Origin of the sequence: Gillisia xinjiangensis, assembly GCF_046298265.1 — a bacterium.
GTDB classification, from domain to species: domain Bacteria; phylum Bacteroidota; class Bacteroidia; order Flavobacteriales; family Flavobacteriaceae; genus Gillisia; species Gillisia xinjiangensis.
This window is the reverse complement of record NZ_JBKAHK010000002.1, coordinates 401,793-423,942: the sequence shown is the minus strand read 5'-3', so window position 1 is coordinate 423,942 and position 22,150 is coordinate 401,793. Positions and strand designations below refer to the sequence as shown.

The following is a 22,150-nucleotide window of genomic DNA, read 5'->3' as shown; positions in this document are numbered from 1 at the left end:
ATAATTTTGAATAAATTAAAGCCAATAATATTCTTGAACTGGTTTAAAATCTCCCTACAACTCAATAAATTTCCCATTAACAGGGCGCAAAAATTGCTGCGCGAAATTCAGGATATTCCAGAGTCCGAATATCATTCTTATTTGGAGAAGCAACGGAAAAGTATTGTGAACTATCATTTGGCGAATAATACGAATTATAAAAATTTCTTCGGAAGTCCTTCTTTTTTAAGTTGGGAAGAGGTTCCTGTAATGCAAAAGTCAGATCTGCAACATCCTTTGAAGGAACGTTTAAGCGACTCCTTCAATAAAAACAATACCTATATTGGAAAAACATCCGGTTCCAGCGGTCATCCTTTTATTTTTGCAAAAGATCGCTTGTGCCATGCACTTGCCTGGGCAGAATTTATCGACCGGTATCAGTGGATGGATATAGACCTCAACAAATCACTACAGGCACGTTTTTACGGAATTCCACTGGATTTTTTCGGGAATTTACAGGAACGGTTTAAAGACCGCATGAGCTTAAGAAGAAGGTTCAATATTTTTGATCTTAGTGAACAAAAGATGGAAATATTTTTAAACCGGTTTAAAAGATCAAACTTTGATTATATAAACGGGTATACCAGTGCCATTTTGCTTTTTGCGAAATACCTCAGCAGGAAAGGGATTGTTTTAAAAACGATTTGCCCTACCCTTAAAATATGTATTGTAACTTCTGAAAAGCTTTTTGAAAAAGATAAGAAACAGATCGAAAAATCCTTTGGAGTACCGGTTATTAATGAATATGGGGCGAGTGAAGCCGGCCTGATTGCTTTTGAAAATCCTGAAGGCGAATGGGTGGTGAACTCTGAAGGTTTATATATTGAGATTCTGGACGATGAGGATAAGGTTTTGCCGTACGGGGAAGAAGGAAGAGTTGTAATCACTTCTCTTTACAATAAAGCACATCCAATGATACGTTATGACATTGGCGATATTGGAAGTCTGTCCAGAAAGAGCAGTTTTAAAAAACCTATTTTACAAACACTTACAGGAAGGACCAATGACGTGGCTGTACTTGCAAACGGGAAAGTTGTTCCCGGGCTTACGTTTTATTACGTGACAAAATCTATTATTGAAGATACCGGAAGCATCAAGGAATTTGTGATCTTTCAAACCGAACTGGACCGGTTTAAAATTGAATATGTAAGTGAAGAACCGTTCACAGCGGTTCAAATTCAGAAAATATTAGTCGCTATAGAAATTTTTGTGGGTAAAAATCTCAAAGTGGATTTTGAGCAGAAATCTTTTTTAAAAAGGAACAAAAGCGGAAAACTTCAGCAGTTTTCCTCATTGGTCTAATTTTTTCTTCTGTTTCCTTTTGACCACAAAATGTTCCCATAAAAAAAGAACCATATAACCACTGCTTTTTAAAATTCCGAAGTCCAGAAAGCGGTTATATACCCGATAATTATATTTGATAAGTGCCCATTTGTTGGTTGAAATGCCGTTTTTTCGTATCCTGTAACAAGCCAGTGGCTGCTGTATACCTTTGCCAAATTTCACCTTTTTTAATACCGAAAGCCATAGGGCCCAATCCTGTCTTTTGCGCAGTAGCGGACTGTAAATTTTACCTGTTTTTGAAACATCATACATTCCGGTAAGGTTGCCTACGTAATTTGCTTTCAGCAGTTTTTTGTAGCTAAGCTTTGGTAAAGCGAGAATGCCTTTTGAAAAATACGCACCATTTTCAGAAATTAGATGGTAGCTTGAAAAACACATCGCCAGCTGGTTTTCCTTCATAAATTTCATCTGGACTTCCAGCTTTTCAGGTAGCCAGAGATCATCGGCATCAAGAAAAGCTATAAAATCTCCTTTTGAAGCGGTTATACCTTTATTTCTGGCAGCTCCTGTGCCTTCATTCTTTAAATTTTTCAGAAGGTGAATCCCTGGTTCCGGCTTTATAATATTTTCAACAATGGAGCAGGTTTCATCGGTTGAAAAATCATCAATTACAAACAGTTCCCAGTTCTTATAAGTTTGGTTTTGCACCGAGGCGATTGCTTCTGAAATATAAGCTGCAGCATTATAGGCGGGCATAATCACAGAAACCAATGGCTCATTCATCCTGACAGGGTTTTTAGCGCTTTATATGCCTTGAAAAGTCCTTGTGCTCACTTTTGAACAATTCCTCCTTTGTGAGCCCTTTAAAATAGTTATAGGTGAGCTTCATTCCCTCACTTCGGGAAACTTTGGGTTCCCATCCAAGGATGTTTTTGGCCCTGGTAATATCCGGTTGACGTTTTAACGGATCATCCTCCGGCAAAGGTTCGTAAACAATTTTTTGAGTTGAATTGGTTAGTTTTATGATCTCTTCTGCAAACTGTTTAATAGTGATTTCATCCGGGTTTCCAATATTTACGGGATCGCTGTAATCGCTAAGCAATAAGCGGTAAATCCCTTCAACCTGGTCATCTACATAACAAAAAGAGCGGGTTTGGGCACCCTCCCCAAAAACGGTAAGATCTTCTCCACGCAATGCCTGCCCAATAAATGCGGGAATTACCCTTCCATCATTTAAACGCATTCGTGGACCATAGGTGTTAAAAATACGTGCGATACGGGTTTCAACACCGTGAAACCTGTGATAGGCCATCGTCATGGATTCCTGAAAACGCTTTGCTTCATCATATACCCCACGCGGGCCTATAGAATTTACATTTCCGTAATAATCTTCATTTTGAGGATGCACAAGCGGATCACCATACACCTCTGAAGTAGAAGCGATAAGGATCCGTGCATTTTTTTCCTTTGCCAGACCCAGTAAATGCAAAATCCCCAGGGATCCAACTTTTAAAGTTTGAATGGGAATTTTTAAATAATCTATTGGACTTGCAGGGGAGGCAAAATGGAGAATGTAATCCAGGTCTCCGGCAACGTGAACATATCTTGTTACATCATAATGATAGAATTCAAAGGCTTCTTCTTTGAGCAGATGGTCAATATTTTTCATATCGCCCGTAATCAGGTTATCCATTCCTATGACTTCAAAACCTTCTTTGATGAACCTGTCGCATAAATGAGATCCCAAAAATCCAGCCGCGCCTGTGATCAATATTCTTTTTGCCATAAATAGATATATGTTGATAAGGTCTGTTTATATAATAACATTTTCTGTTTGATAGACCTCTCTTACAGCTTCTTGCCAGGAAACGGGAATGAATTTTAAGGTTTCTATCAGCTTTTGCTTGTTTAGTACGCTATACGCTGGTCTGGCTGCAGTTGTTTTATAAGAAATGTCCTCGTTTAGCTTAATTTTTTCCAGATTGTTTGAAACCCTTAATATCTCTTCTGCAAAGCCATACCAGGTTGTTTCTCCCAAATTGCTGAAATGATACAGCCCATAATTTGAATTTTTCTCCCGGATAAGTTTCAAGATCAATTGTGCCAAATGATTTGCATTTGTAGGTGTTCCTGTTTGGGCGGTGGTAATATTCAAAGTTGCATTTTCAGCAGCTTTCTTTAAGATGGTTTTATAAAAATTATGACCAAATTCAGAAAATAACCAGGAAGTCCTAAAAATAAAATATTCATTCATATTCTCCCGGATACTGGTTTCTCCTTTAAGTTTTGAAGCTCCGTAAACATTGATAGGGTTTGTGGTGTCTGTTTCAGAATAGGGCTTGCTCGCACTTCCGTCAAAAACATAATCTGTGGAGACGTGAATCAAGACAGTGCTGTTTTTTTTACAAATTACAGCGAGATTTTTAACCGCATCGGCATTGACTTTAAAGGCTTTTTCCTGTTCCGATTCGGCTTTTTCAACATTGGTGTAAGCTGCAGTGTTAATGCAAAAATCGATTCGTTTGCTCTTAAAACATTCCTCAAGATCACACTTTGAAGTAATATCGATTTCTGAAGAATCCATGAAAAGCCAGTCGATAGAATCTTCCGCTTCGGAAAACTTTTTAATGCAGGATGCCAATTGACCTGAGGCACCGGTAACTAAAACTGTTTTCATATATATTTTTGTTTTGAGTAACTTCAAATGGCTTAAATGAAAAGTTCCGTAAGGAAATTTAAGCAATGTGTTTCTAATAAATTTATTATTGAAAGAGTTCGTTTAATGTTGGTAATTTAAGGTCTTTTTCAGATAAAATCATTTTTTCTTCCGGAAATCCCCAGTCAATTGCAAGGGAAGGATCATTATAGATAATTCCGGATTCGGATCCCGGATAATAAAAACAGTCACATTTATAAGAAAAAACCGAAGTTTCAGAAAGTGTTATAAACCCGTGCGCAAAACCCTGGGGCACAAAAAGCTGATGTTGATTCTCGTCATTCAGAATAATTTTGTGTGCTTTTTTGAAGGTTGGAGAATGTGGCCGAAGATCTACTACCACATCCAAAACCTCTCCGTAAACAACCCGCACCAGTTTTGCCTGTGCAAAATCTCCGGTCTGAAAATGCAGGCCTCTTAAAACCCCCTTTTTTGAAACTGATTGATTGTCCTGAACAAATTCAATTTCCAGATTTGTTGCTTCTTTAAACTTTTTTTTATGATAGGCTTCCACGAAAATCCCCCGGTGATCCTTAAAAACCTCAGGAGTTACGACGAAACAATCTTTTAATGGAGTTGGATGAAATTGCATAGATTTTTTAAGAATTGAATATTTGTTCCAATATTTTTTCTGTGATAAGATAGGTGGGTTTTACCCCGGTAGTCCCAAGTCCACCCGACGCCAGGGTACTCCCGGTAATCAAGGGATTGTCTGAAGCATAATAGGCATACCGAACTTGTACATTTTCACTTATATTTCCGCGAAGTTTTGATGCTGCCTGAATCGCTTTTTGATAATGGGCGCCTTCCATTTCAAGTCCTACAACATTCCAGGTTGATTCCTGAAAAAATCTTAGAATATCCTTATTCTGCAACGAAGTTCCCAAAACCGTGATCATAGATCCATCAACAACCTTAACTTGGCTGTCTTCAAAATCAGATTTTTTTAGTTCATTGTTAAAGGGATAATTATCTGCAGTGCCTTCAAACAAATGGGCAGAAGGGATCATAATATCGCCTTTTCCTCCATCTAATATTCCTGCTTTTCCCATTATGGAAATTGAACTGGCATTTAAATGGATCTCATTTTCTTCAAATGTATAAGGTTTCAGGAGTTCATCCATGGTTTCGTAAGCCTGTTCTCCAAAAGCATAATCCATTACAACAATTACAGGTTTTTTATCTTCTGGTTTATCTTCAAATCCTGAATTTCTGTACCCGTTTTTTATCTTGGAGGTGTCAAATATCTGTACATCGATATAAGCCCCACTAAAATCTTCAAGAAATTTCATGCCGTTCTCCAAAGCAACTTTCATCACTTTGTGGCGCAACTGCCCGTTGGAACTATCGCTTAATTCCTTATATAGTTCCATCGAACTTTTCTTCTTCAACTCCTCTTTTAAAGCTATTGGAGCATACAACGTGTTCATCACGCTATGCATATTTGCACTTATAATATGAATTGGACGATGCATTAAGTTGTTTTCCAGTAATTGCTTTTTAATGGAATCTGCCCAAATCTCTCCGTGGATATGATGACCAAGGCGTTCCCTTAAAACCGGGCTAAAAGTAACAATGCGCTTATTGGATTCAATGGTTTCTTCAATTGCCAATTTCCCCAGCCAATAGATGATGTGTAAAAAACGCTCTTCATTTTCGGGAATCATGAATTTTGGATAAAGTGTTGTAACCTCTTTAAATGTTCTTCCCAGAATATTTGAAGTATGCGTTAAGGCTATTTCGCGCTCTATTTGTGACAGTTCCTTTTTTAAAACTGCTTCTTCAAGCTTTTTCCAATCCCTTGTCATCTCCCCATCTTCATCTATAATCACCCTGCGCATTATTTTATGCGATTCCATGAACAAAAAGGTGAGGTGCGTAAGGATATCGTAGATCTCGGATCGCCCCCTGGTAATTTCAATATTCATTTGTTCCTCATCGATCCGGTAACAATTCCTGCGTCTTTTAGGGGGAACAATAGGCTTAAAATGTGAATTGGCATAGCCCTCATCACTGGTTAAGTTAATATACCTACATTCTTCAATCCCTTTTGGTAAACGATCTATAACATATAAAAGCCCTTCAAGTTCCACTTTTTCATCGGCTATTGAGCCATAAATTTCGGGCCTGAGGGTCAAAAGAGATTCCCTTAAAGTATCCCCAGAAACACCCATTGGCTTATAAAATCCGCGATTGAACAAATGCCGCATGGTTATATACATGCGTTCAATGGCATTGGTGCTCTCCTGTGCCCTCGTTCTGCCCATCAATTTGAAATTTCCCATTCTGTTCTAATTCTTTTTAATTTTCTCGAGATCATCGGCGATTTTTCGATCGTTTGATAATCTTGGTAATTTGTTTTGACCGCCCAGTTTTCCTATAGACTTCATATACTGTTGAAATCCATTTTGTGGAATTGTTGTTACTTTTAACTTCTGAAGGATCCTGCCTTCAATTAAATCAAAATAATAAGAATTTTGCTCTTGCATGGACCTGTCCAGGATATCAATAAATTCATTCATGTTTTCAGGCTCTTGTTCAAATTCCACGAACCATTCATGGTATGGTAATTCTTCCCCATCAGGAGTAATTTGCGGAGCCACGGTAAATTCTGAAATTCTGGCGGAAGTTTTTTCTGTAGCTTCCTGCATTGCAAATTCCACTTCTTTTGCGATCACATGTTCTCCAAAAGCCGAAATAAAATGCTTGATCCTTCCGGAAACTATTATCCGGTATGGAGCCAATGAGGTAAACAGAACGGTATCTCCAATATTATACCCCCATAAACCGGCTGTTGTAGAGATGATCATCACGTAATTAATCCCAATTTCAACCGCTCCAATTCCTAAACGGGCAGGGTTTTCTTCAAAAAATTCATCTGCTTTAATAAATTCATAAAACATTCCTGAATCCAGCTGAAGCAACATTCCTTTTACATCCTGTTTATCCTGAAATGCAAAAAACCCTTCAGAAGCAGGGTACAACTCAATACTATCCACTTTTCTGCCTATCAGGTTTTCAAATTTTGCCCGATAGGGTTCATAATTCACCCCGCCATAAATAAACAGGTTGAAATTTGGAAAAAGATCTCCTATATGTTTTCCAGTTTTCTCATAAAGTCGTTCAAAATACATTTGCACCCAGGAGGGAATTCCGCTTATCACGGTCATATCCTCTGCTTTGGTTTCCTCCACAATCGCATCCACCTTGGTTTCCCAATCTTCAATACAATTGGTTTCCAACGTTGGCATTCTGTTCTTTTGAAGATAAGCGGGAACATAATGTGCCACAATTCCGGAGAGTCTTCCCTGTTTCACTCCGTTTTTATCTTCCAGTTCCGGACTTCCCTGTAAAAAGATCATTTTACCATCCACAAATGCTGCTTTCCCAGTTTCGGCTATATAACATAAAATAGCATTTCTGGCAGCATTAATATGCGTTGGCATGGATTCCCTGGTAAGCGGAATATACTTTGCTCCACTTGTTGTTCCAGAGGTTTTTGCATAGTAAAGGGGTTTCCCGGGCCATAAAATATCTTTTTCGCCGGCAACCATTTTATCTACATAAAACCGAAGTTCTTCATAATCCCTTACAGGAACATTTTTTATGAACTCCTCATGGGAGGTGATATTTTGGAAATTGTGATCTTGTCCAAACCGGGTATTTTTGGCAAATTTTATTAGATCCTTGAAAACCCGTTCCTGGGTTTCTATAGGATGGCTCGCCCAGGAATCTATTTTATTCCGGATATATCTGGCAAAGAGTTTAGCTGAAAAGGATTTTATAGACATAAATAGTTAATCAAAATCAATATAATCTGTTGGATTTACAGGATTTCCCTCTTTCCATAGTTCAAAATGAAGGTGGGGACCTGTACTGTATTCGCCTGTAGATCCGGCAGCGGCAATCACTTCTCCGGATCTTACAAAATCACCCTGTTCTTTGGTGAGGGAGGAGTTGTGCTTATATACGGAAATCAGGCCGTAATTATGTTCAATGATTATCACATATCCGGTACTGGCACTCCATTCTGCAAAAATCACTCGGCCATCGGCAACTGCTTTAACGGGCGCATTTTTTGAAACAACTACATCTACTGCAAAATGGCGGGTTTTAATATTATATTTTTCAGAAATTGACCCCTTAACCGGCGGAAACAATGCAAATTCCATCTCAGAACCGGCTTCTTCAAAAATATTATATTTATCCTCCTGTGCAACCTGATCCCTTAATAGAGAATCTGCACGGGAAGGATTTAAATTTAGTAAGTCAGGATCATTTATTCCCCGCTTTATCACGGAATCCCTATTTAAGTTTGTACTGTCCAATTCCCCGGTCAATACACGTTTTACCGACTCATAGTATTGGTTATTCAACATCAGGACTCTTTGAAGGGAATCTGTTTTATAGGCCAACTCTGTAGCTTGTCTTTTCAAAGTTGCAGAAGAGTATCCGGGAATATATTCCCTTAAACCGGTAAAGGCTATTAAAAATGTAGTGCCCGCGATAAGGATTATCGCACTTAGCGTTACCACAACAAATACATTGAGACGGGTTAACTTAAAGGATAATTTTTCTTCAAATGTATCTTCATTTAAAATTACCAGCCTGTATTTATGCAGTAATTTAGTGGCAAATTTTTTGTTATCTTTTTTATTACCCATTTTTTCGAAGCTTTGACAAAGATAGTATAAAGTTAAATTTATACTATTTTATTGTTTTTTATTGTTGGGAAACGTTAGTTTTAAGGATTTCTTAGTAAGTTTGTAGGATAAAATTTTTTATTATGAACGCACTGATTTTACCATTGATGATAGGAGCACCACAAATCATTCTTATTGTAATAGTTATATTACTCTTATTTGGTGGCCGTAAAATTCCAGAATTAATGAGAGGTTTGGGTAGCGGAATAAAAGAGTTTAAAGATGCTTCCAAAGAAGATGATTCTGATAACAAGAAGGTACCTGAAGAAAACAAGTAATCCTTTCTAAATACTTTAAAAAAAGCCCAATTTAAATTGGGCTTTTTTTTATTCTATTTTCGCCGATTTCAGAATAGCTTCCAGTTCAAACATATTATCCCTTTTTGCCGTTGAAGGTGAGAAAGTAAAACCTTCCAAAATAAGGTATCGGTTATTTGCGCTGTCACGTACCGCATAATTGATAAACGGACCCGCCATAAAAGCATTTTTTACCTCCCAGGTACCTTTGGTCTCATAAGCAAACTTTTTGTCGATCTCCGAATCAAATAAATAAGGAGCGTAAGCCTCCTCCGTGATCATATAGCTATCTTTAAGAGGTCCGGGGATGTGGGTCTCCCCAATGGAATCCCTCATTCTTATTATATTGGAAACCACACTGGAATCATTTTCTATGGAACTTATAGGAACCTGGTACACCATAATTTCCATATTTCCGCTTGGAATATCTTTTCTTATCCAAAAGAAATTTTCATCTTCAATTGCGTATCTGTAGGCAGAGGGAAACTTCAGGGAAACCCCAAATTGCTTTTTCAGCTTTTCATCATTCTTCAGGGATTTATGGATTCTACGTTGTTTCTCCTTTACTTCAGTGGTCTTCAAAATATCGATAATACTGTCTGAATGTTTATTGATTTGATCTACTATTTCCTGTGGGTTGTTTCCGGCGATTAAAATTCCGGTTTGAGGGTGCGCAAAAGGATCGTTAAAAACCTTAAAATTCGCTGGTTTATCTGATTCGATTTTTACAAATAACCTGTTTTTTCTCACAAATCCGGAAAAGGCTTCCGGAGGCATTTGGTTCAAAGAAAACAAGGGTTCTTCCTGTGGCAATCCATCTACAGCTGCAGCAAGATTTTTCCGAAGTGCTTCCCCTATCTGGCCTTCCCATTTTTCATTTTCAATTATTACTGAAACATTGTTGATGTTCCCTGAGGAATTTGTAAGGATAATTTCATTCTGATTTTCAGAATCATTACAGCTTAAAAAAAGTGTGGCTACAATCAATCCAAAGAATATAAAGCTCTTCATATACTGGTTTTTAAAAGAAGATCCTATCCTCGTGAGAGTTTTAGGACCATCCCTGGTTTAAGGTTGGTATGGGTTATTCCATTCCAACTCCTCAAATTTTGTACCGTAATTCCAGGGAACTTTTTAGAGATGCTCCAAAGGGAGTCTCCGCTTTTAACTGTATATAATTTTGTTTCAGCTTCATTGCTGGGTCTTGCATTGCCAGTATTTGCAACATTTACAGGCTTTCGGGAATAAATAGTGAGGTATTGACCCACCCTTAAATTATTTCCGCTTAGGTTATTCCAGCTTTTTATACTGCTAATCCCTACACCATATTTTTGAGCGATTTTTCCAAGATAATCACCGCTTTTCACACGATATCTCACCTTGTCTTCAGCTTCCACATATGCTGGTAACGCTTTCTCTTTTTCTACCAACTCGGTTTTAGCGAAATTGTAAATGGCATCTTCGTTATTTACAAACATTCCCACGCTTTTTCTGGGCATCCGGAGCGCATAGTCTTCATTTTCAACATAGGGAATGATATCCAGTTTATAACTGGGATTTAAAAACTGTAACAGTTCTTTTTCTACGCCTGTTACCTTCGATATATGATCGAAAGAAAGCAATTGTTTCACGTGGATAGTATCGGTTTCAAAAAATGCCAATTCAGGCTTTTCAGGCTGAAAACCGTGTTCCTCTGCATACTCAAATAAGTATAATGTAGCCAGGAACGCCGGAACATATCCTGCAGTTTCCCTTGGTAAATAGGAGCGCAAATTCCAGTAATTGGTAGAGCCACCACTTCGACGTATTGCCTTGGAAACATTTCCCGGACCGGAATTATACGATGCCAGCACCATATCCCAGTCACCAAAAGTGCGGTAAAGACTGGCAAGATATTGCGCCGCAGCCTCTGTAGCCATTATTGGATCCATTCGCTCGTCTACATAGGAACTCACATTTAGCCCCTGCATTTTTCCGGTTGCGAACATAAACTGCCAGAGTCCTGTAGCACCCATGTGAGATTTAGCCCTGGGATTTAAAGCAGATTCCACAATGGCAAGATATTTAATTTCCAGAGGAACATCATACCTGTCCAATTGCTGTTCAAACATTGGAAAATAATATTCGCTTAAAGCCATAAGCCGCTCCATGGACTTTTTATTACGCTTCAAATAAGATTTAATTACGCTTTCCAGTATAGGATTATACTCCACATTAAAAGGTGTTCGTGCATTTAATTTTGCCAATCTTGCCTTTAAGGTATCTGTGGGTAATTCTTTATAAACAACTTCAGAATAGTCCTGGTCCCGGATCTCCCGTTGCATCATTTCAAAAAGATCTGAATTCAACAATTCTGCTTTCCAAACTGAATCTATAACAGCAGCCTTTGGTAGATCCTGAAAATTTGATATTTCATCAATTTTAGCCCCTATAGGCAGTCGGTTTTTAAATTCAGGGTCAGGGTTTAGCAATTTTATGCTGCTGCTGTCTTTTTTTTCGAAAACCTGAACCCTGAAGTTCGCTTTTTGAGCATTGGTAGTCTTGGCCGTATTTATTTGTTTCTTTGGGTTTTGGGCATAACTGCCTAAAAACCAAAGAAATAACATCAGGAAAGAGATCGTTTTTTTCATTTCGCCGTTGAATTATGGTTTAAAACGGAATTTTTTCAATTTTAGTGCCTACTCTCCGGAAATTGCCTCGATTCCGGGCAAAGATTTTCCTTCCAGCATTTCAAGCATAGCACCACCTCCGGTGGAAACATAGCTCATCTGATCTTCAAGTCCGAATTTTTTCACAGCAGAAACCGAATCTCCTCCACCAACCAGGGAAAATGCTCCATTTTTGGTAGCTTTTCCTATAGCCTTTCCGAGTTCTATGGTTCCTTTTGAAAAAGTTTTCATTTCAAAAACACCTATAGGACCATTCCAAAGGATGGTTTTAGATTTAGCGATCACATTAGAGAAACTTTCAATGGTTTTGGGGCCTGCATCCAATCCCATCCAGCCATCCGGAATATTGTCTATTGGAGTAGTATTGGTATTGGCCATTTCAGAAAAACTATCGGCAATTACAGAATCGATTGGCAAATGGATTTCAACACCCATTTTTTCTGCTTTTTCAAGAATTTCCAATGCCAGCTCCTGTTTATCTTCTTCAATTAGTGAACTTCCTACATTTCCTCCACGTGCTTTTATAAAGGTAAACGCCATTCCTCCGCCAATAATTAGATGGTCTACCTTATCAAGAATATTCTCTATTACGGTAATTTTTGAGGAAACTTTTGCACCTCCCAAAATGGCCGTTACAGGTTTTTCTGCCGATTTTAATACCTTATTCAAACTTTCAATTTCCTTTTGAAGCAAATAACCAATACATTTATCTTCAAAATATTTTGCGACAATGGTAGTAGAAGCATGAGCCCTGTGGGCCGTTCCAAAAGCATCATTTACATAGATATCCCCAAGTTTGGAAAGTTGTTTGGCAAAATCTGAGTCTCCTTCCGTCTCTTCTTCATGATATCTCAGGTTCTCAAGTAAAAGAACTTCTCCGGGTTTTAAGTCATTGGCGGCATTCTCGGCAACTTCCCCTACACAATTGTTTACAAATTTCACATCCACTCCAAGAACTTCAGATACTTTTCCAACAATTTGCTCGAGAGAATACTTGGACTCATTGTTCTCTGGCCTTCCTAAATGAGACATTAAAACCACGCTTCCGCCATCGTTTAATACTTTTTTAATAGTAGGTACGGCTGCTTCAATCCTGTTGGCATCGCCTACCTTCCCACCTTTATCTACAGGAACATTAAAATCTACCCGAATTAAAGCTCGTTTGTTTTTAAAATTATAATCGTTAATTGTTTTCATTTTCTTTATATTTTATGGTTCCACGCCACCATCGGGAATAATTAATTAAATTTTTTAGACCACAATCATATTTGGCCTTTCTCAGGGGGTACGTATATTACAAATATAAATTTTTCTGAAGATATAAAGTGTAGATTAATTTTATCTTTGCTTATGCTTTTTTCTGAAGTTTTGGGCCTACCCCACATCAAAAATCATTTAACTACTACCGCAGATAGAGGACGCATTCCACATGCACAACTATTTACGGGAAATCATGGCAGCGGATTACTCCCCATGGCCATTGCTTATGCCCAATATATATTATGCGAAAATTCTGGCGGCGAAAACAGTTCCGGAACACAATCCTGTAATAACAGCTTTAAAAAATTAGCACATCCTGATCTTCATTTTGCATTCCCTGTAGCAACAACAGATACCATAAAAAAGCACCCGGTTTCGGGGAATTTTATGGATTCCTGGCGGGAATTTATCCATGAAAATCCCTACGGAAGTTTGTTTGACTGGTACCTTAAACTTGGAATTGATAATAAACAAGGGCAATTAGGAGTAGATGAGGCGCAGGAAATTGTAAAATCCCTTTCGCTGAAATCCTATGAAGGCGGTTATAAAGTGATGCTTATCTGGGGGGCCGATAAAATGAATACGGCCTGTTCCAATAAACTTCTAAAACTTATAGAGGAACCGCCGGAGAAAACCTTGTTTATTTTAATAGCCGAAGACGAGGAGCAAATTATTCAAACCATAAGGTCCCGGTGTCAAATTCTTCGTTTTCCTCCTATTGCAGAAACGGTAATTGCTCAGGAATTGGAAAAAAACAAAAAAATTGATGCGCTTTCAGCAAAAAAAATTGCGATCCAGGCCAATGGAAATTTTGCACAGGCGCTCCAGATTTTAAAAAATGATTCCGGCGATGAACAATTTGAAGCCTGGTTCATTTCCTGGGTGCGCAGTGCATTTAAGGCAAAAGGCAATAAAGCTGCAATTCATGACTTGATAGACTGGAGTACAGAAATTGCAGGAATTGGCCGCGAGACTCAAAAGAGCTTTTTGTCCTATTGTCTTGATTTTTTCAGGCAGGCATTAATGTTCAACTATAACGCAAAAAACCTGGTTTATTTACAGCCGAAATCGGCTACTTTCAAGATGGAAAAATTCGCGCCTTTTATACACGGTGCAAATATTATGGCGATCACTTCAGAAATTCAGGATGCTATATATCATATTGAACGAAATGGAAATGCAAAAATAATACTCACAGACTTATCTATAAAACTAACCCGTCTTTTACATCAAAAAGCAGCTTAATCACAAATATGGTAAACCTTCAAACTTATATTACGGAGATCTTAATTCTCATCTTTATTCTTATCACCTTTTTACAATCCGGAATTGATAAAATAACCGACTGGAAAGGAAATACAGGTTGGTTAAAATCCCATTTTTCAAAAACATTTTTAGCCGGGCAGGTACCGTTAATGGTTGGTACTATATTAGTTCTTGAGGTGGTAACAGGTCTTTTGGCTATTGTTGGAATTATTAAATTGATAACAGATGGAGAACTTCTATTTGCACTTTATACCTGTATAATGGCAGCAATCACTTTGTTAATGCTTTTGTTTGGACAAAGAGTGGCGAAAGATTATGCCGGAGCTTTTACAATTTGCGGATATTTTATAGTGGTGATTTTTGGGGTGTATATTCTATCCTGATTTAATAGAATTATAATGATAAACCGAAAATCAGATACTGCTTCAGTATATACATAAAAAAACGCATCAGACAAAAAGCCTGATGCGTTTTTTAAATTAAGAAATCTGGTGCTACTCTTTATAGCCTTCATTCAATTTTTCAAGGATCACCTCTGTAATATCAAGGCCTTCTTTAGCATACATAATGTTTGCAGATTCGTTTGAACCAAAAATATAGGTATAGTCATTTTTCTCACCATATACCTTCACATAATCCTTCACTTTAGTCACGATAGAATCAATTACCACGTCGCTTTCACTACGCAATTGATTACCCATCATTTGTTGTTGCTGCTGAATAGTTTGCTGCTTTTTCATTAATTCCTGCTCTTTTTCCTGTCTTTGAGCAGTAGATAACTTACTCATATTTTCCTGATAAGCCTGAACTTCTGCCTGGAAACTTTGGGCCAAAGAATCCAATTCTCCCTTGATCCTGTCGGATTTTGAAGTGAATTCAGCTTCCACATCTTTCATCTCCTTATATTCCTGAATAAGTTTGGTCGTATCTACATACGCCGTTTTTTCCTGATTACAACTTGTAAGACCGGCAGCAACTAAAACTACCAATATTAATTTTTTCATCTTTTTAATTTTGTTTAGCCGCAAAAGTAACAAAGTAGGATTGTAAAAAATAATTAATTTGGAAATTACTGATTATAATTAAATTCTATAGTAATTTTAAAAAACATAGCGAATTGAAATAGAAAACAAGCTGATTAAAGCCGTCAAAAACCATTTTCAGACAAAAAACAGGTGATTGGTTATTTAACAGGTAGATACCCGCTTAAAACAGCTTAAAATGGGTTTTACTTAGTTTTTCGGAAGAAATACACCAGCGAAGAATACTCTGTGGTGGATCTTGCTTTTATATTCGATTTTAATCCTATTGCGAAGGCTTTTAAAAAATTGCTTCGCCCGGTTTTATATTTTTCCGAAAGAAGGCTTACATAAAAGGAATCAAAAATCAATGGTTTGAGATCGGTCTGTTTAAATCCGTTTTCCGAAAAAAGAGGTTTAAAGCTTTGTTGGGAGAAATGCCAAAGATGTCGGGGGACATCATAGGCCGCCCAAAATTCTTTATAATATTGAGCATCATAGCTTTTGTAATTTGGAACCGCAATAACCAATAATCCATTTTTTTTAAGAAGGTGTTCCAATTCTATGATCTGACTTTTTAAATCGTGTACGTGTTCAAGGACGTGCCACATCGTTATCACATCAAATTTCCCCGATTTGAAATTGTGGGAATTTACAGACAATTTAATTCCCTTATCTAAAGCTCTTTTTCGCGCTTCTGTATCGGGCTCTATTCCATGAACTTTCCATCCCCTCTTTTTTGCTTCGTTTAAAAAATCACCCGTTCCGGCACCAATGTCAAGTAAGTTTCCTATTTCCGGATATTTTCTTTCTATCCATTTCAGCTTTCTTAAAAGCATATGCTTTTTAACCTGATGGTAGATTTTCTCTATTAAAGTTTTTTTGGAATCGGTATGTGAAATGTAATCCTTGCTTTTGTAAAAGCCGGGGAGATCTTTTAAATCCGGTTTAGGAAAAGTAGTCAACATTTGTTTTTCAGGATCATATAACAAATCAAATTGTTCCTTTGAAACGGTATGATCTTTACACGAGATAAAAACTGAATGTTTGTTTTGTATATCGGATCCTATCATTGAATTTGTTGTTGTACTATTTAAAAAACAAAATTTATTTCAAATTGTTCCACGTGAAACAATCTGTTTTATCTTCCCATATAAACCAACAAAACTGAAACATCGCTGGGACTCACCCCACTAATCCTTGAAGCCTGAGATACCGTGACAGGTTGAATTTTATTCAGCTTTTCCCGAGCCTCATAAGACATGGATTTAATGTGGGAATAATCGAAATTCTTAGGGATTTTCACCTCTTCTAAACGATGCAATTTATCGGCATTGTTTTTTTCCTTATCTATATATCCGGAATATTTAATTTGAATTTCTGTTTGCTCAAGCATCTCTTCATTCAAATCATGTTCCCTTATATATTCCGTAACCCCGGGGAATGTTTTCACATCCTCCATCGTAATATTTGGTCTGGAAAAAATCTTAAAGATCTTATCGCTTTGTTTCATTACTGCAGAATCTTTAGATTCCAAAACAGGATTAGAAAATTCAGGAACCACACTTGTTTCCTTTAAAAAATTGACAAAGCCGAAAGATTTTTCTTTCTTCTCTTCCATTTTTCGCATCCTTTTTTCTCCGGCCAAGCCTAATTTATAGGATTTTTCAGTTAACCTGAAATCGGCATTATCCTGCCGAAGCAAGGTTCTATATTCGGCTCTGGAAGTAAACATCCGGTAGGGTTCCTCAGTTCCTTTAGTTATCAAATCATCCACCAGCACTCCAATATAAGCTTCGTCCCTTTTCAAAATAAAAGGATCCCTTTCCTGAACTTTAAGCGCGGCATTTATACCTGCCATCAACCCCTGGGAAGCGGCTTCTTCATAACCGGTGGTTCCATTGATTTGACCGGCAAAATATAAGCCTTCAACCAATTTTGTTTCCAGGGTATGTTGCAACTGAGTGGGCGGAAAATAATCGTATTCGATCGCGTAACCCGGTCTGAAGAATTTCACCTTTTCAAATCCGGCTACAGATTTTAATGCTTTGTATTGAACATCTTCCGGAAGCGATGTTGAAAACCCATTTACATACATCTCTACCGTATTCCATCCTTCCGGCTCCACAAATAACTGATGCCTATCCTTATCGGCAAATCTATTGATCTTATCTTCTATAGATGGACAATATCGAGGTCCAATACTCTTAATCCTTCCGTTGAACATTGGAGAACGGTCAAAACCTTCTTTCAATATATTATGTACCTCATTGGAGGTATACGTCATATAGCAGGAACGTTGTTTTACCAAAGGTTGTGTTTCATCCAGGTAAGAGAATTTGGAAGGGATTTCATCACCGGGTTGTTCTACCATTTTTGAGTAATCCAAGGAACGGCCATCCACACGCGGAGGCGTTCCGGTTTTCATTCTGCCCGATTCAAATCCAAGTTGAACAAGCTCTTCTGTAATTCCTGTAGCGGCTCTTTCGCCAGAACGACCACCACCAAAATTTTTATTTCCTATATGAATTAACCCGTTTAAAAAAGTACCGTTTGTAAGCACCACAGATTTTGCCCTTACTTCAAGTCCAAGAGAAGTTCGAACTCCGGCAATCCTATTTCCTTCAACGATTAAACCGGCAACCATTTCCTGGTAAAAATCAAGATTTGCCGTATTCTCAAGCCTCAATCGCCAGTGTTCGGCAAACATCATTCTGTCGCTTTGAACCCTTGGACTCCACATTGCAGGGCCTTTAGATTTATTGAGCATTTTAAACTGAATGGCACTGGTATCACTCACCAATCCGCTGTAACCCCCAATGGCATCAATTTCCCGAACGATCTGTCCCTTTGCAATACCGCCCATAGCTGGATTACAGCTCATTTGTGCAATATTTTGAAGGTTCATGGTGATAAGCAAGGTACTGCTTCCCATATTGGCCGCTGCTGCAGCTGCCTCACTTCCGGCGTGACCGCCTCCTACCACAATTACATCATATTCCTTATCAAACATATAGCTTATCTTTTCCTATTGTTCCACGTGGAACAATTTCAGTTTTTCCTCTTCTTTAAGTCTCATCAAAGAGGATTCTTCTTCCGTTTTATCGTTGTAACCACAAAGATGCAAAACCCCGTGGATTATAACCCGTCGCAATTCTTCCTCAAAACTAACATTGAATTCCCGGGAATTTTCCTCCACCCTCTCAGTGCTAATATAGACATCACCCTGTAGTATATTCCCTATAGAGTAGTCAAAAGAAATAATATCGGTAAAGGTGTCATGATCCAGATATTTCATATTTATATCCAGCAAATAATCGTCGTCGCAAAAAATATAACTGATCTCTTCCAGCTTTTTATTTTCCGAATCAATCACCCGTTCGATCCAACTTTCATAAGATTTCTCATGTTCAAGTTGGAACTCATTTTCCGAATAAAAATTAATTTTCGACTCCTTCAAAATAGCGCTTTACTTTTTCTTTATAAACAGGGCGTAAAGGTAAGGTTTGTCTGTTTAAAATTTCTGTAGAATTAAAATATTCTTTTGCCTTAATGATTTGATCCTTAGCGTGGTTCTCAAAACTATTCTCGTTAGTCCTGGAAATTCTCCTTTCCTCCTCCTCCTGCTCCATCACCGCACTCTCAAGTTGAAGCAATCTATGCACAATCCGGTTCATCCGTTGGCTCGTTTCGGAATTAAATCCTTTCTCAAGAATATCCCGCTCCACATTTTCCATCTCCCTTAACAAACCAGAATTTTTCTTATCCAAACCACGTTCCTTTAATTTATCTTCCAGTTGTTGCCTAAGCATTTGTTGTTCCTTGAATATCTCATACAACTCACCGTCCATCTTTTCGTCCAACCTATCCGATCCTTTTTCCTGCTCTCCATTCTGGTCGCCGTCTTTACCATCTCCCTCACCATCTTTAGGCTCTTCTCCTTCACCTGGATACATTCCTTGCTGCATTTTTTCTCCTAATTGTTCCTGGGATTGAATAATATCGGGCAGCTGCATGCCTTTTCCAGTCCCGCCAGAACCTAGCTGCAAATTTGCCATTTCCTGCAAATTTGCCAATACATCACTCAACATTAAAGCCAACTCATTGGTTCCGGTCATTACGTATTGCTGACTAGCAGTTCCCTGCGGCAATTCATTTTCAGCAAGCCGTTCCAAAGATTTATCTATATTAAACTCAATATCCGTTAATTTGGAGGTGATCTTTTCTGTGATCAGTGGATTATTAAGCGCGAGGGAAAAAATACTATCGTCTATATGGCGGAAATGGTCCTTTAAAACCTGTTGCTTCCTCAACTCCTTTGCATATCCCGGATCGTTAATCCTTAAATCCCTGAATTTAAGAAGCAAATCTTCCTGTTCAAAGGAAAAAACGAGGAGGTTACTAAGGATTTGCCGCATGCTTTCAATATTGGCATTTAGCTGTTCCCCTTGAGCCATCATTTGAGAAGCTTTCATTTTTTTGCTCATTTCCTTCATTTTTTCTGCCGCCTTCTGTTGGTTTTTTCCGGCCTCTTTTGACTTATTTTTTTCCAGATTCTCTTTTGCCTGTTGTTGCTCTTCCTTTATGTCCTGTTCTTTTTCCTCTTCCCTTCCAAGATCCATGGGCTTCTTTAAATTCTCGTTTTCCTTTTCCAACTCCTCCATTTGTTTCTGGAAATCTTCAAATTCCTTTGAGACTTCTTCCTGATCCTGAACTGCATTTGATGAATCCTTATCTTTTAACGCCTCCTGCTTTTGAGCCAGTTCACTTAATTCATTTGCAAGTTTTTGGGTTTTTTCCTGAACGTAATATCGTTTGGTCAACTCCAGGAGTTGTTCCAGATTCTTTTGCTCAGTGCTGTTTTGTTTGGAGAGTTTTTCAAGTTTTTCGGTTAATTCTTCCCTGTTGATTTTTTCTGAATATTTCTGCAATTCTTCCAGCAGTGCTTCATTTTCCTGAAGGCGTTTTTCATTCCGTTCTAACCTGTCTTTAAGTTCCTCTTTAAACTTGCTGCTTTCTTCAGTTCCAACTTTATCCTCCAAACTTTGCTTTAACTTTTCAGAATAATTTTTCATCATTTCTGATTGTTGCTTTTGGCGATCCAGGAAATTATCAAGCTTCTTCCGGTCGTTATAATTAAACTTGTCTTTTTGTTTCTGAAGTTGAGAAAGCTCCTTTAATTCCTGCTCTGAAAGTTGCATTTGATCGAGACTCTGTGTAAGATTTTGTATGGATTCCCCCTGTTGCTGAAGTTGTTCTTCTACGATCTCTTTATCCGATTTTTCCCTGAAACTAAAAACTTCACTTTTGCTGCGCTTAGCGCCCCGTATTCCATCATTGTCGAAAACCTCAAAATAAATACTGTACTCTTTTCCTCTTTCCAAAGCAATATTTCCTGGGAACGAGTTTAGAAATTCATTGAAATTCTGATTTTCTACAGTTATTGCAATTTTTTCAGATTTATCTTCTTCATTATCAACATAATACACCATATTCACGGCAGAAACCGCGTGATCATCGGAAACCTTTCCGAAGAAATAAAGACTTTCCCCGTCAATACTATCGAGTTTATGTTCTACCGTGATCTGCGGAAACTGATCCCTTATTACAGAAATTGAATATTCCAGAACCTCATGATCTTCAACCCTGGAATTTGAAGTTTTGATCCTGTAATCAAAATTTGAAAATACGGGTGTGACCATAGTAAATTTGGCATTTTCCTTCTCAAACTGAATTACGCTGTCCTTTAAAACAAAAGCTACCCTATCTGTAGATTTTGTGTTTAACTCCCAGGAAACCATTGTGCCTTCGGGGATATTCACATTTCCAGTTCCTTTAACAGTTTCAGCTTTTTTTTGAAGGTACTTTGGATACTCCAGATGCATTTGAAAATCCAATAGTCTAGGAACCTCTAAAGCCTCGATTTTATAATTCCGGGACCTAACATTATTGGAGCTTAAATAAAATTCTATATCTTCTTTTATTCCGCGGAAATCATATTCAAATTCATTGGCGTTAGTAGATTTCAAATAATACATTTCCCCATTATAATGAATCGTCATTGTTTCCGGAACAAGCTTCCCACTGGTTTTAACTTCCAACTTAAGATCCTTACCCTCCTCTACTAAAAACTCATCATTATTCAAGATAAAGATAAAAGGCGCCGGTGGTTCATAAATGGTTTTATAATGTACCACGCGGGAATAACTATCTGAAAAAACAGAAGAATTCCCTGTGAGCAAAAAGGCGAGAATAATTATTACGGGAAATGCGGCATATTTCAAATACTTCAGACTGGATTTGAAATTAACTGCAAATTTAAAAGGTATGGGCTTTAATTCTCTGGATTTTTGAGCGATGCTTGCAAGCAACAAATCCGATTTTTCGGAAGAATTTTCCAATTGCAATACGTTAAGCAGCTTATCATTTACTTCCGGAAAATGCCTGCCTATCATTCTGGAAGCTTCTGCGAGACTTATCCCTTTAGATATTTTAAAGAGTTTTCCCAACGGAACCAAAATGAATTTAAACAACAATCCAAATGAAACGGCTATAAAAATCCAAAATAGGAAACTTCTGCCGGTGGGTGCCAACCAGAAAAAGTATTCGATAAGCAGAATAAGGATGAGATAAAAAAGCCAGATGGAAAAAAACAAAATACTGCCTTTCAGCAATTCATTTATATAAAATCTTTTTATAAATGCTGATAATTTCTGTTGAATAAAATTGAAATCCTCCATGATTTTTCCTCCTTCCTTTCCCGGTATTAAAACTACGAATTTCTTATAACTTTCTCATATTTCTTTTATTGGAATTAGATATTTCAAAAGTGCAAACCGATGCCTCTACCTAACAAGCTATAAAAATGGTAAAAACCTTTAGAATCCATTACCTTTGC

At 37.7% G+C, this 22,150-nt stretch carries 19 protein-coding genes; 4 read left to right on the top strand and 15 right to left on the bottom strand.

Features of this window, described 5'->3' with window-relative positions; translation table 11 throughout:
• Positions 1–33: 33 nt before the first annotated feature.
• Positions 34–1,341: a phenylacetate--CoA ligase family protein gene (locus ACKGJN_RS02975; protein WP_409537940.1), complete on the top strand. Its 1,308-nt coding sequence runs from the start codon at positions 34–36 to the stop codon at positions 1,339–1,341.
• On the opposite strand, the gene ACKGJN_RS02970 is transcribed toward ACKGJN_RS02975, so the two are convergent.
• From ACKGJN_RS02970 to ACKGJN_RS02940, 7 genes are all read right to left on the bottom strand, one after another.
• Positions 1,330–2,106, bottom strand: coding sequence for a glycosyltransferase family 2 protein (locus tag ACKGJN_RS02970; RefSeq protein WP_409537939.1), 777 nt, complete (start codon positions 2,104–2,106; stop codon positions 1,330–1,332). The two genes, ACKGJN_RS02975 and ACKGJN_RS02970, sit on opposite strands and share 12 nt — an antisense overlap.
• A 13-nt stretch (positions 2,107–2,119) precedes the next feature.
• The gene (locus ACKGJN_RS02965; protein ID WP_409537938.1) at positions 2,120–3,109 is read right to left on the bottom strand and encodes a UDP-glucuronic acid decarboxylase family protein; all 990 of its coding nucleotides are present in this window, start codon (positions 3,107–3,109) and stop codon (positions 2,120–2,122) included.
• A 27-nt stretch (positions 3,110–3,136) separates the two neighbouring features.
• Positions 3,137–4,000, bottom strand: a complete 864-nt coding sequence (gene rfbD / locus ACKGJN_RS02960; RefSeq protein WP_409537937.1) for a dTDP-4-dehydrorhamnose reductase — start codon at positions 3,998–4,000, stop codon at positions 3,137–3,139.
• Positions 4,001–4,085: 85 nt separating this feature from the next.
• Positions 4,086–4,631: a dTDP-4-dehydrorhamnose 3,5-epimerase gene (gene rfbC, locus ACKGJN_RS02955; protein ID WP_409537936.1), complete on the bottom strand. Its 546-nt coding sequence runs from the start codon at positions 4,629–4,631 to the stop codon at positions 4,086–4,088.
• A gap of 7 nt (positions 4,632–4,638) precedes the next feature.
• Positions 4,639–6,324, bottom strand: coding sequence for a DUF6909 family protein (locus tag ACKGJN_RS02950; protein ID WP_409537935.1), 1,686 nt, complete (start codon positions 6,322–6,324; stop codon positions 4,639–4,641).
• 6 nt (positions 6,325–6,330) lie between these two features.
• Positions 6,331–7,830: a GH3 auxin-responsive promoter family protein gene (locus tag ACKGJN_RS02945; RefSeq protein ID WP_409537934.1), complete on the bottom strand. Its 1,500-nt coding sequence runs from the start codon at positions 7,828–7,830 to the stop codon at positions 6,331–6,333.
• 6 nt (positions 7,831–7,836) lie between these two features.
• Positions 7,837–8,703, bottom strand: coding sequence for a M23 family metallopeptidase (locus ACKGJN_RS02940; protein ID WP_409537933.1), 867 nt, complete (start codon positions 8,701–8,703; stop codon positions 7,837–7,839).
• A gap of 122 nt (positions 8,704–8,825) precedes the next feature.
• Between ACKGJN_RS02940 and tatA the strand changes: the two genes are divergently transcribed.
• The gene (tatA, locus tag ACKGJN_RS02935; RefSeq protein ID WP_409537932.1) at positions 8,826–9,020 is read left to right on the top strand and encodes a twin-arginine translocase TatA/TatE family subunit; all 195 of its coding nucleotides are present in this window, start codon (positions 8,826–8,828) and stop codon (positions 9,018–9,020) included.
• Between the two features lie 48 nt (positions 9,021–9,068).
• On the opposite strand, the gene ACKGJN_RS02930 is transcribed toward tatA, so the two are convergent.
• From ACKGJN_RS02930 to ACKGJN_RS02920, 3 genes are read right to left on the bottom strand one after another with little or no spacing between them, the layout of a single operon-like run.
• Positions 9,069–10,049 carry a DUF4837 family protein gene (locus tag ACKGJN_RS02930; RefSeq protein ID WP_409537931.1) on the bottom strand — a complete coding sequence of 327 codons (981 nt, stop codon included), beginning with the start codon at positions 10,047–10,049 and terminating at the stop codon, positions 9,069–9,071.
• 23 nt (positions 10,050–10,072) lie between these two features.
• A complete protein-coding gene (locus ACKGJN_RS02925) occupies positions 10,073–11,668 on the bottom strand; it encodes a lytic transglycosylase domain-containing protein (RefSeq protein WP_409537930.1) in 1,596 nt (531 codons plus the stop codon).
• 48 nt (positions 11,669–11,716) lie between these two features.
• Positions 11,717–12,904, bottom strand: a complete 1,188-nt coding sequence (locus ACKGJN_RS02920; protein ID WP_409537929.1) for a phosphoglycerate kinase — start codon at positions 12,902–12,904, stop codon at positions 11,717–11,719.
• 153 nt (positions 12,905–13,057) lie between these two features.
• Between ACKGJN_RS02920 and ACKGJN_RS02915 the strand changes: the two genes are divergently transcribed.
• Positions 13,058–14,212 carry a DNA polymerase III subunit gene (locus ACKGJN_RS02915; protein WP_409537928.1) on the top strand — a complete coding sequence of 385 codons (1,155 nt, stop codon included), beginning with the start codon at positions 13,058–13,060 and terminating at the stop codon, positions 14,210–14,212.
• Between the two features lie 8 nt (positions 14,213–14,220).
• Positions 14,221–14,616, top strand: a complete 396-nt coding sequence (locus ACKGJN_RS02910) for a DoxX family protein (RefSeq protein ID WP_409537927.1) — start codon at positions 14,221–14,223, stop codon at positions 14,614–14,616.
• A gap of 111 nt (positions 14,617–14,727) precedes the next feature.
• On the opposite strand, the gene ACKGJN_RS02905 is transcribed toward ACKGJN_RS02910, so the two are convergent.
• The 5 genes from ACKGJN_RS02905 to ACKGJN_RS02885 form a co-directional block, all read right to left on the bottom strand.
• Complete coding sequence (locus ACKGJN_RS02905; RefSeq protein ID WP_409537926.1) at positions 14,728–15,237, bottom strand: OmpH/Skp family outer membrane protein; 510 nt, start codon at positions 15,235–15,237, stop codon at positions 14,728–14,730.
• 224 nt (positions 15,238–15,461) lie between these two features.
• Positions 15,462–16,325 carry a class I SAM-dependent methyltransferase gene (locus ACKGJN_RS02900; protein WP_409537925.1) on the bottom strand — a complete coding sequence of 288 codons (864 nt, stop codon included), beginning with the start codon at positions 16,323–16,325 and terminating at the stop codon, positions 15,462–15,464.
• Positions 16,326–16,393: 68 nt separating this feature from the next.
• Positions 16,394–18,265, bottom strand: coding sequence for a tRNA uridine-5-carboxymethylaminomethyl(34) synthesis enzyme MnmG (mnmG, locus tag ACKGJN_RS02895; RefSeq protein ID WP_409537924.1), 1,872 nt, complete (start codon positions 18,263–18,265; stop codon positions 16,394–16,396).
• A gap of 15 nt (positions 18,266–18,280) precedes the next feature.
• Complete coding sequence (gene ybeY / locus ACKGJN_RS02890) at positions 18,281–18,712, bottom strand: rRNA maturation RNase YbeY (RefSeq protein WP_409537923.1); 432 nt, start codon at positions 18,710–18,712, stop codon at positions 18,281–18,283.
• A complete protein-coding gene (locus ACKGJN_RS02885) occupies positions 18,693–21,992 on the bottom strand; it encodes a hypothetical protein (RefSeq protein WP_409537922.1) in 3,300 nt (1,099 codons plus the stop codon). The genes ybeY and ACKGJN_RS02885 overlap by 20 nt, the downstream gene beginning before the upstream one ends.
• Between the last annotated feature and the right edge of the window lie 158 nt (positions 21,993–22,150).

What these genes read in the sequence shown, in the direction of transcription:
- ACKGJN_RS02925 (WP_409537930.1), bottom strand. Translation starts at nt 11,668, where the DNA reads ATGAAAAAAACGATCTCTTTCCTGATGTTATTTCTTTGGTTTTTAGGC.
- rfbC (WP_409537936.1), bottom strand. Translation starts at nt 4,631, where the DNA reads ATGCAATTTCATCCAACTCCATTAAAAGATTGTTTCGTCGTAACTCCT.
- ACKGJN_RS02930 (WP_409537931.1), bottom strand. Translation starts at nt 10,049, where the DNA reads ATGAAGAGCTTTATATTCTTTGGATTGATTGTAGCCACACTTTTTTTA.
- ACKGJN_RS02910 (WP_409537927.1), top strand. Translation starts at nt 14,221, where the DNA reads ATGGTAAACCTTCAAACTTATATTACGGAGATCTTAATTCTCATCTTT.
- ACKGJN_RS02965 (WP_409537938.1), bottom strand. Translation starts at nt 3,109, where the DNA reads ATGGCAAAAAGAATATTGATCACAGGCGCGGCTGGATTTTTGGGATCT.
- ACKGJN_RS02885 (WP_409537922.1), bottom strand. Translation starts at nt 21,992, where the DNA reads ATGGAGGATTTCAATTTTATTCAACAGAAATTATCAGCATTTATAAAA.
- ACKGJN_RS02920 (WP_409537929.1), bottom strand. Translation starts at nt 12,904, where the DNA reads ATGAAAACAATTAACGATTATAATTTTAAAAACAAACGAGCTTTAATT.
- ACKGJN_RS02945 (WP_409537934.1), bottom strand. Translation starts at nt 7,830, where the DNA reads ATGTCTATAAAATCCTTTTCAGCTAAACTCTTTGCCAGATATATCCGG.
- ACKGJN_RS02970 (WP_409537939.1), bottom strand. Translation starts at nt 2,106, where the DNA reads ATGAATGAGCCATTGGTTTCTGTGATTATGCCCGCCTATAATGCTGCA.
- ACKGJN_RS02900 (WP_409537925.1), bottom strand. Translation starts at nt 16,325, where the DNA reads ATGATAGGATCCGATATACAAAACAAACATTCAGTTTTTATCTCGTGT.
- ACKGJN_RS02905 (WP_409537926.1), bottom strand. Translation starts at nt 15,237, where the DNA reads ATGAAAAAATTAATATTGGTAGTTTTAGTTGCTGCCGGTCTTACAAGT.
- ACKGJN_RS02940 (WP_409537933.1), bottom strand. Translation starts at nt 8,703, where the DNA reads ATGGGTAATAAAAAAGATAACAAAAAATTTGCCACTAAATTACTGCAT.
- ACKGJN_RS02950 (WP_409537935.1), bottom strand. Translation starts at nt 6,324, where the DNA reads ATGGGAAATTTCAAATTGATGGGCAGAACGAGGGCACAGGAGAGCACC.
- ACKGJN_RS02915 (WP_409537928.1), top strand. Translation starts at nt 13,058, where the DNA reads ATGCTTTTTTCTGAAGTTTTGGGCCTACCCCACATCAAAAATCATTTA.
- rfbD (WP_409537937.1), bottom strand. Translation starts at nt 4,000, where the DNA reads ATGAAAACAGTTTTAGTTACCGGTGCCTCAGGTCAATTGGCATCCTGC.
- tatA (WP_409537932.1), top strand. Translation starts at nt 8,826, where the DNA reads ATGAACGCACTGATTTTACCATTGATGATAGGAGCACCACAAATCATT.
- mnmG (WP_409537924.1), bottom strand. Translation starts at nt 18,265, where the DNA reads ATGTTTGATAAGGAATATGATGTAATTGTGGTAGGAGGCGGTCACGCC.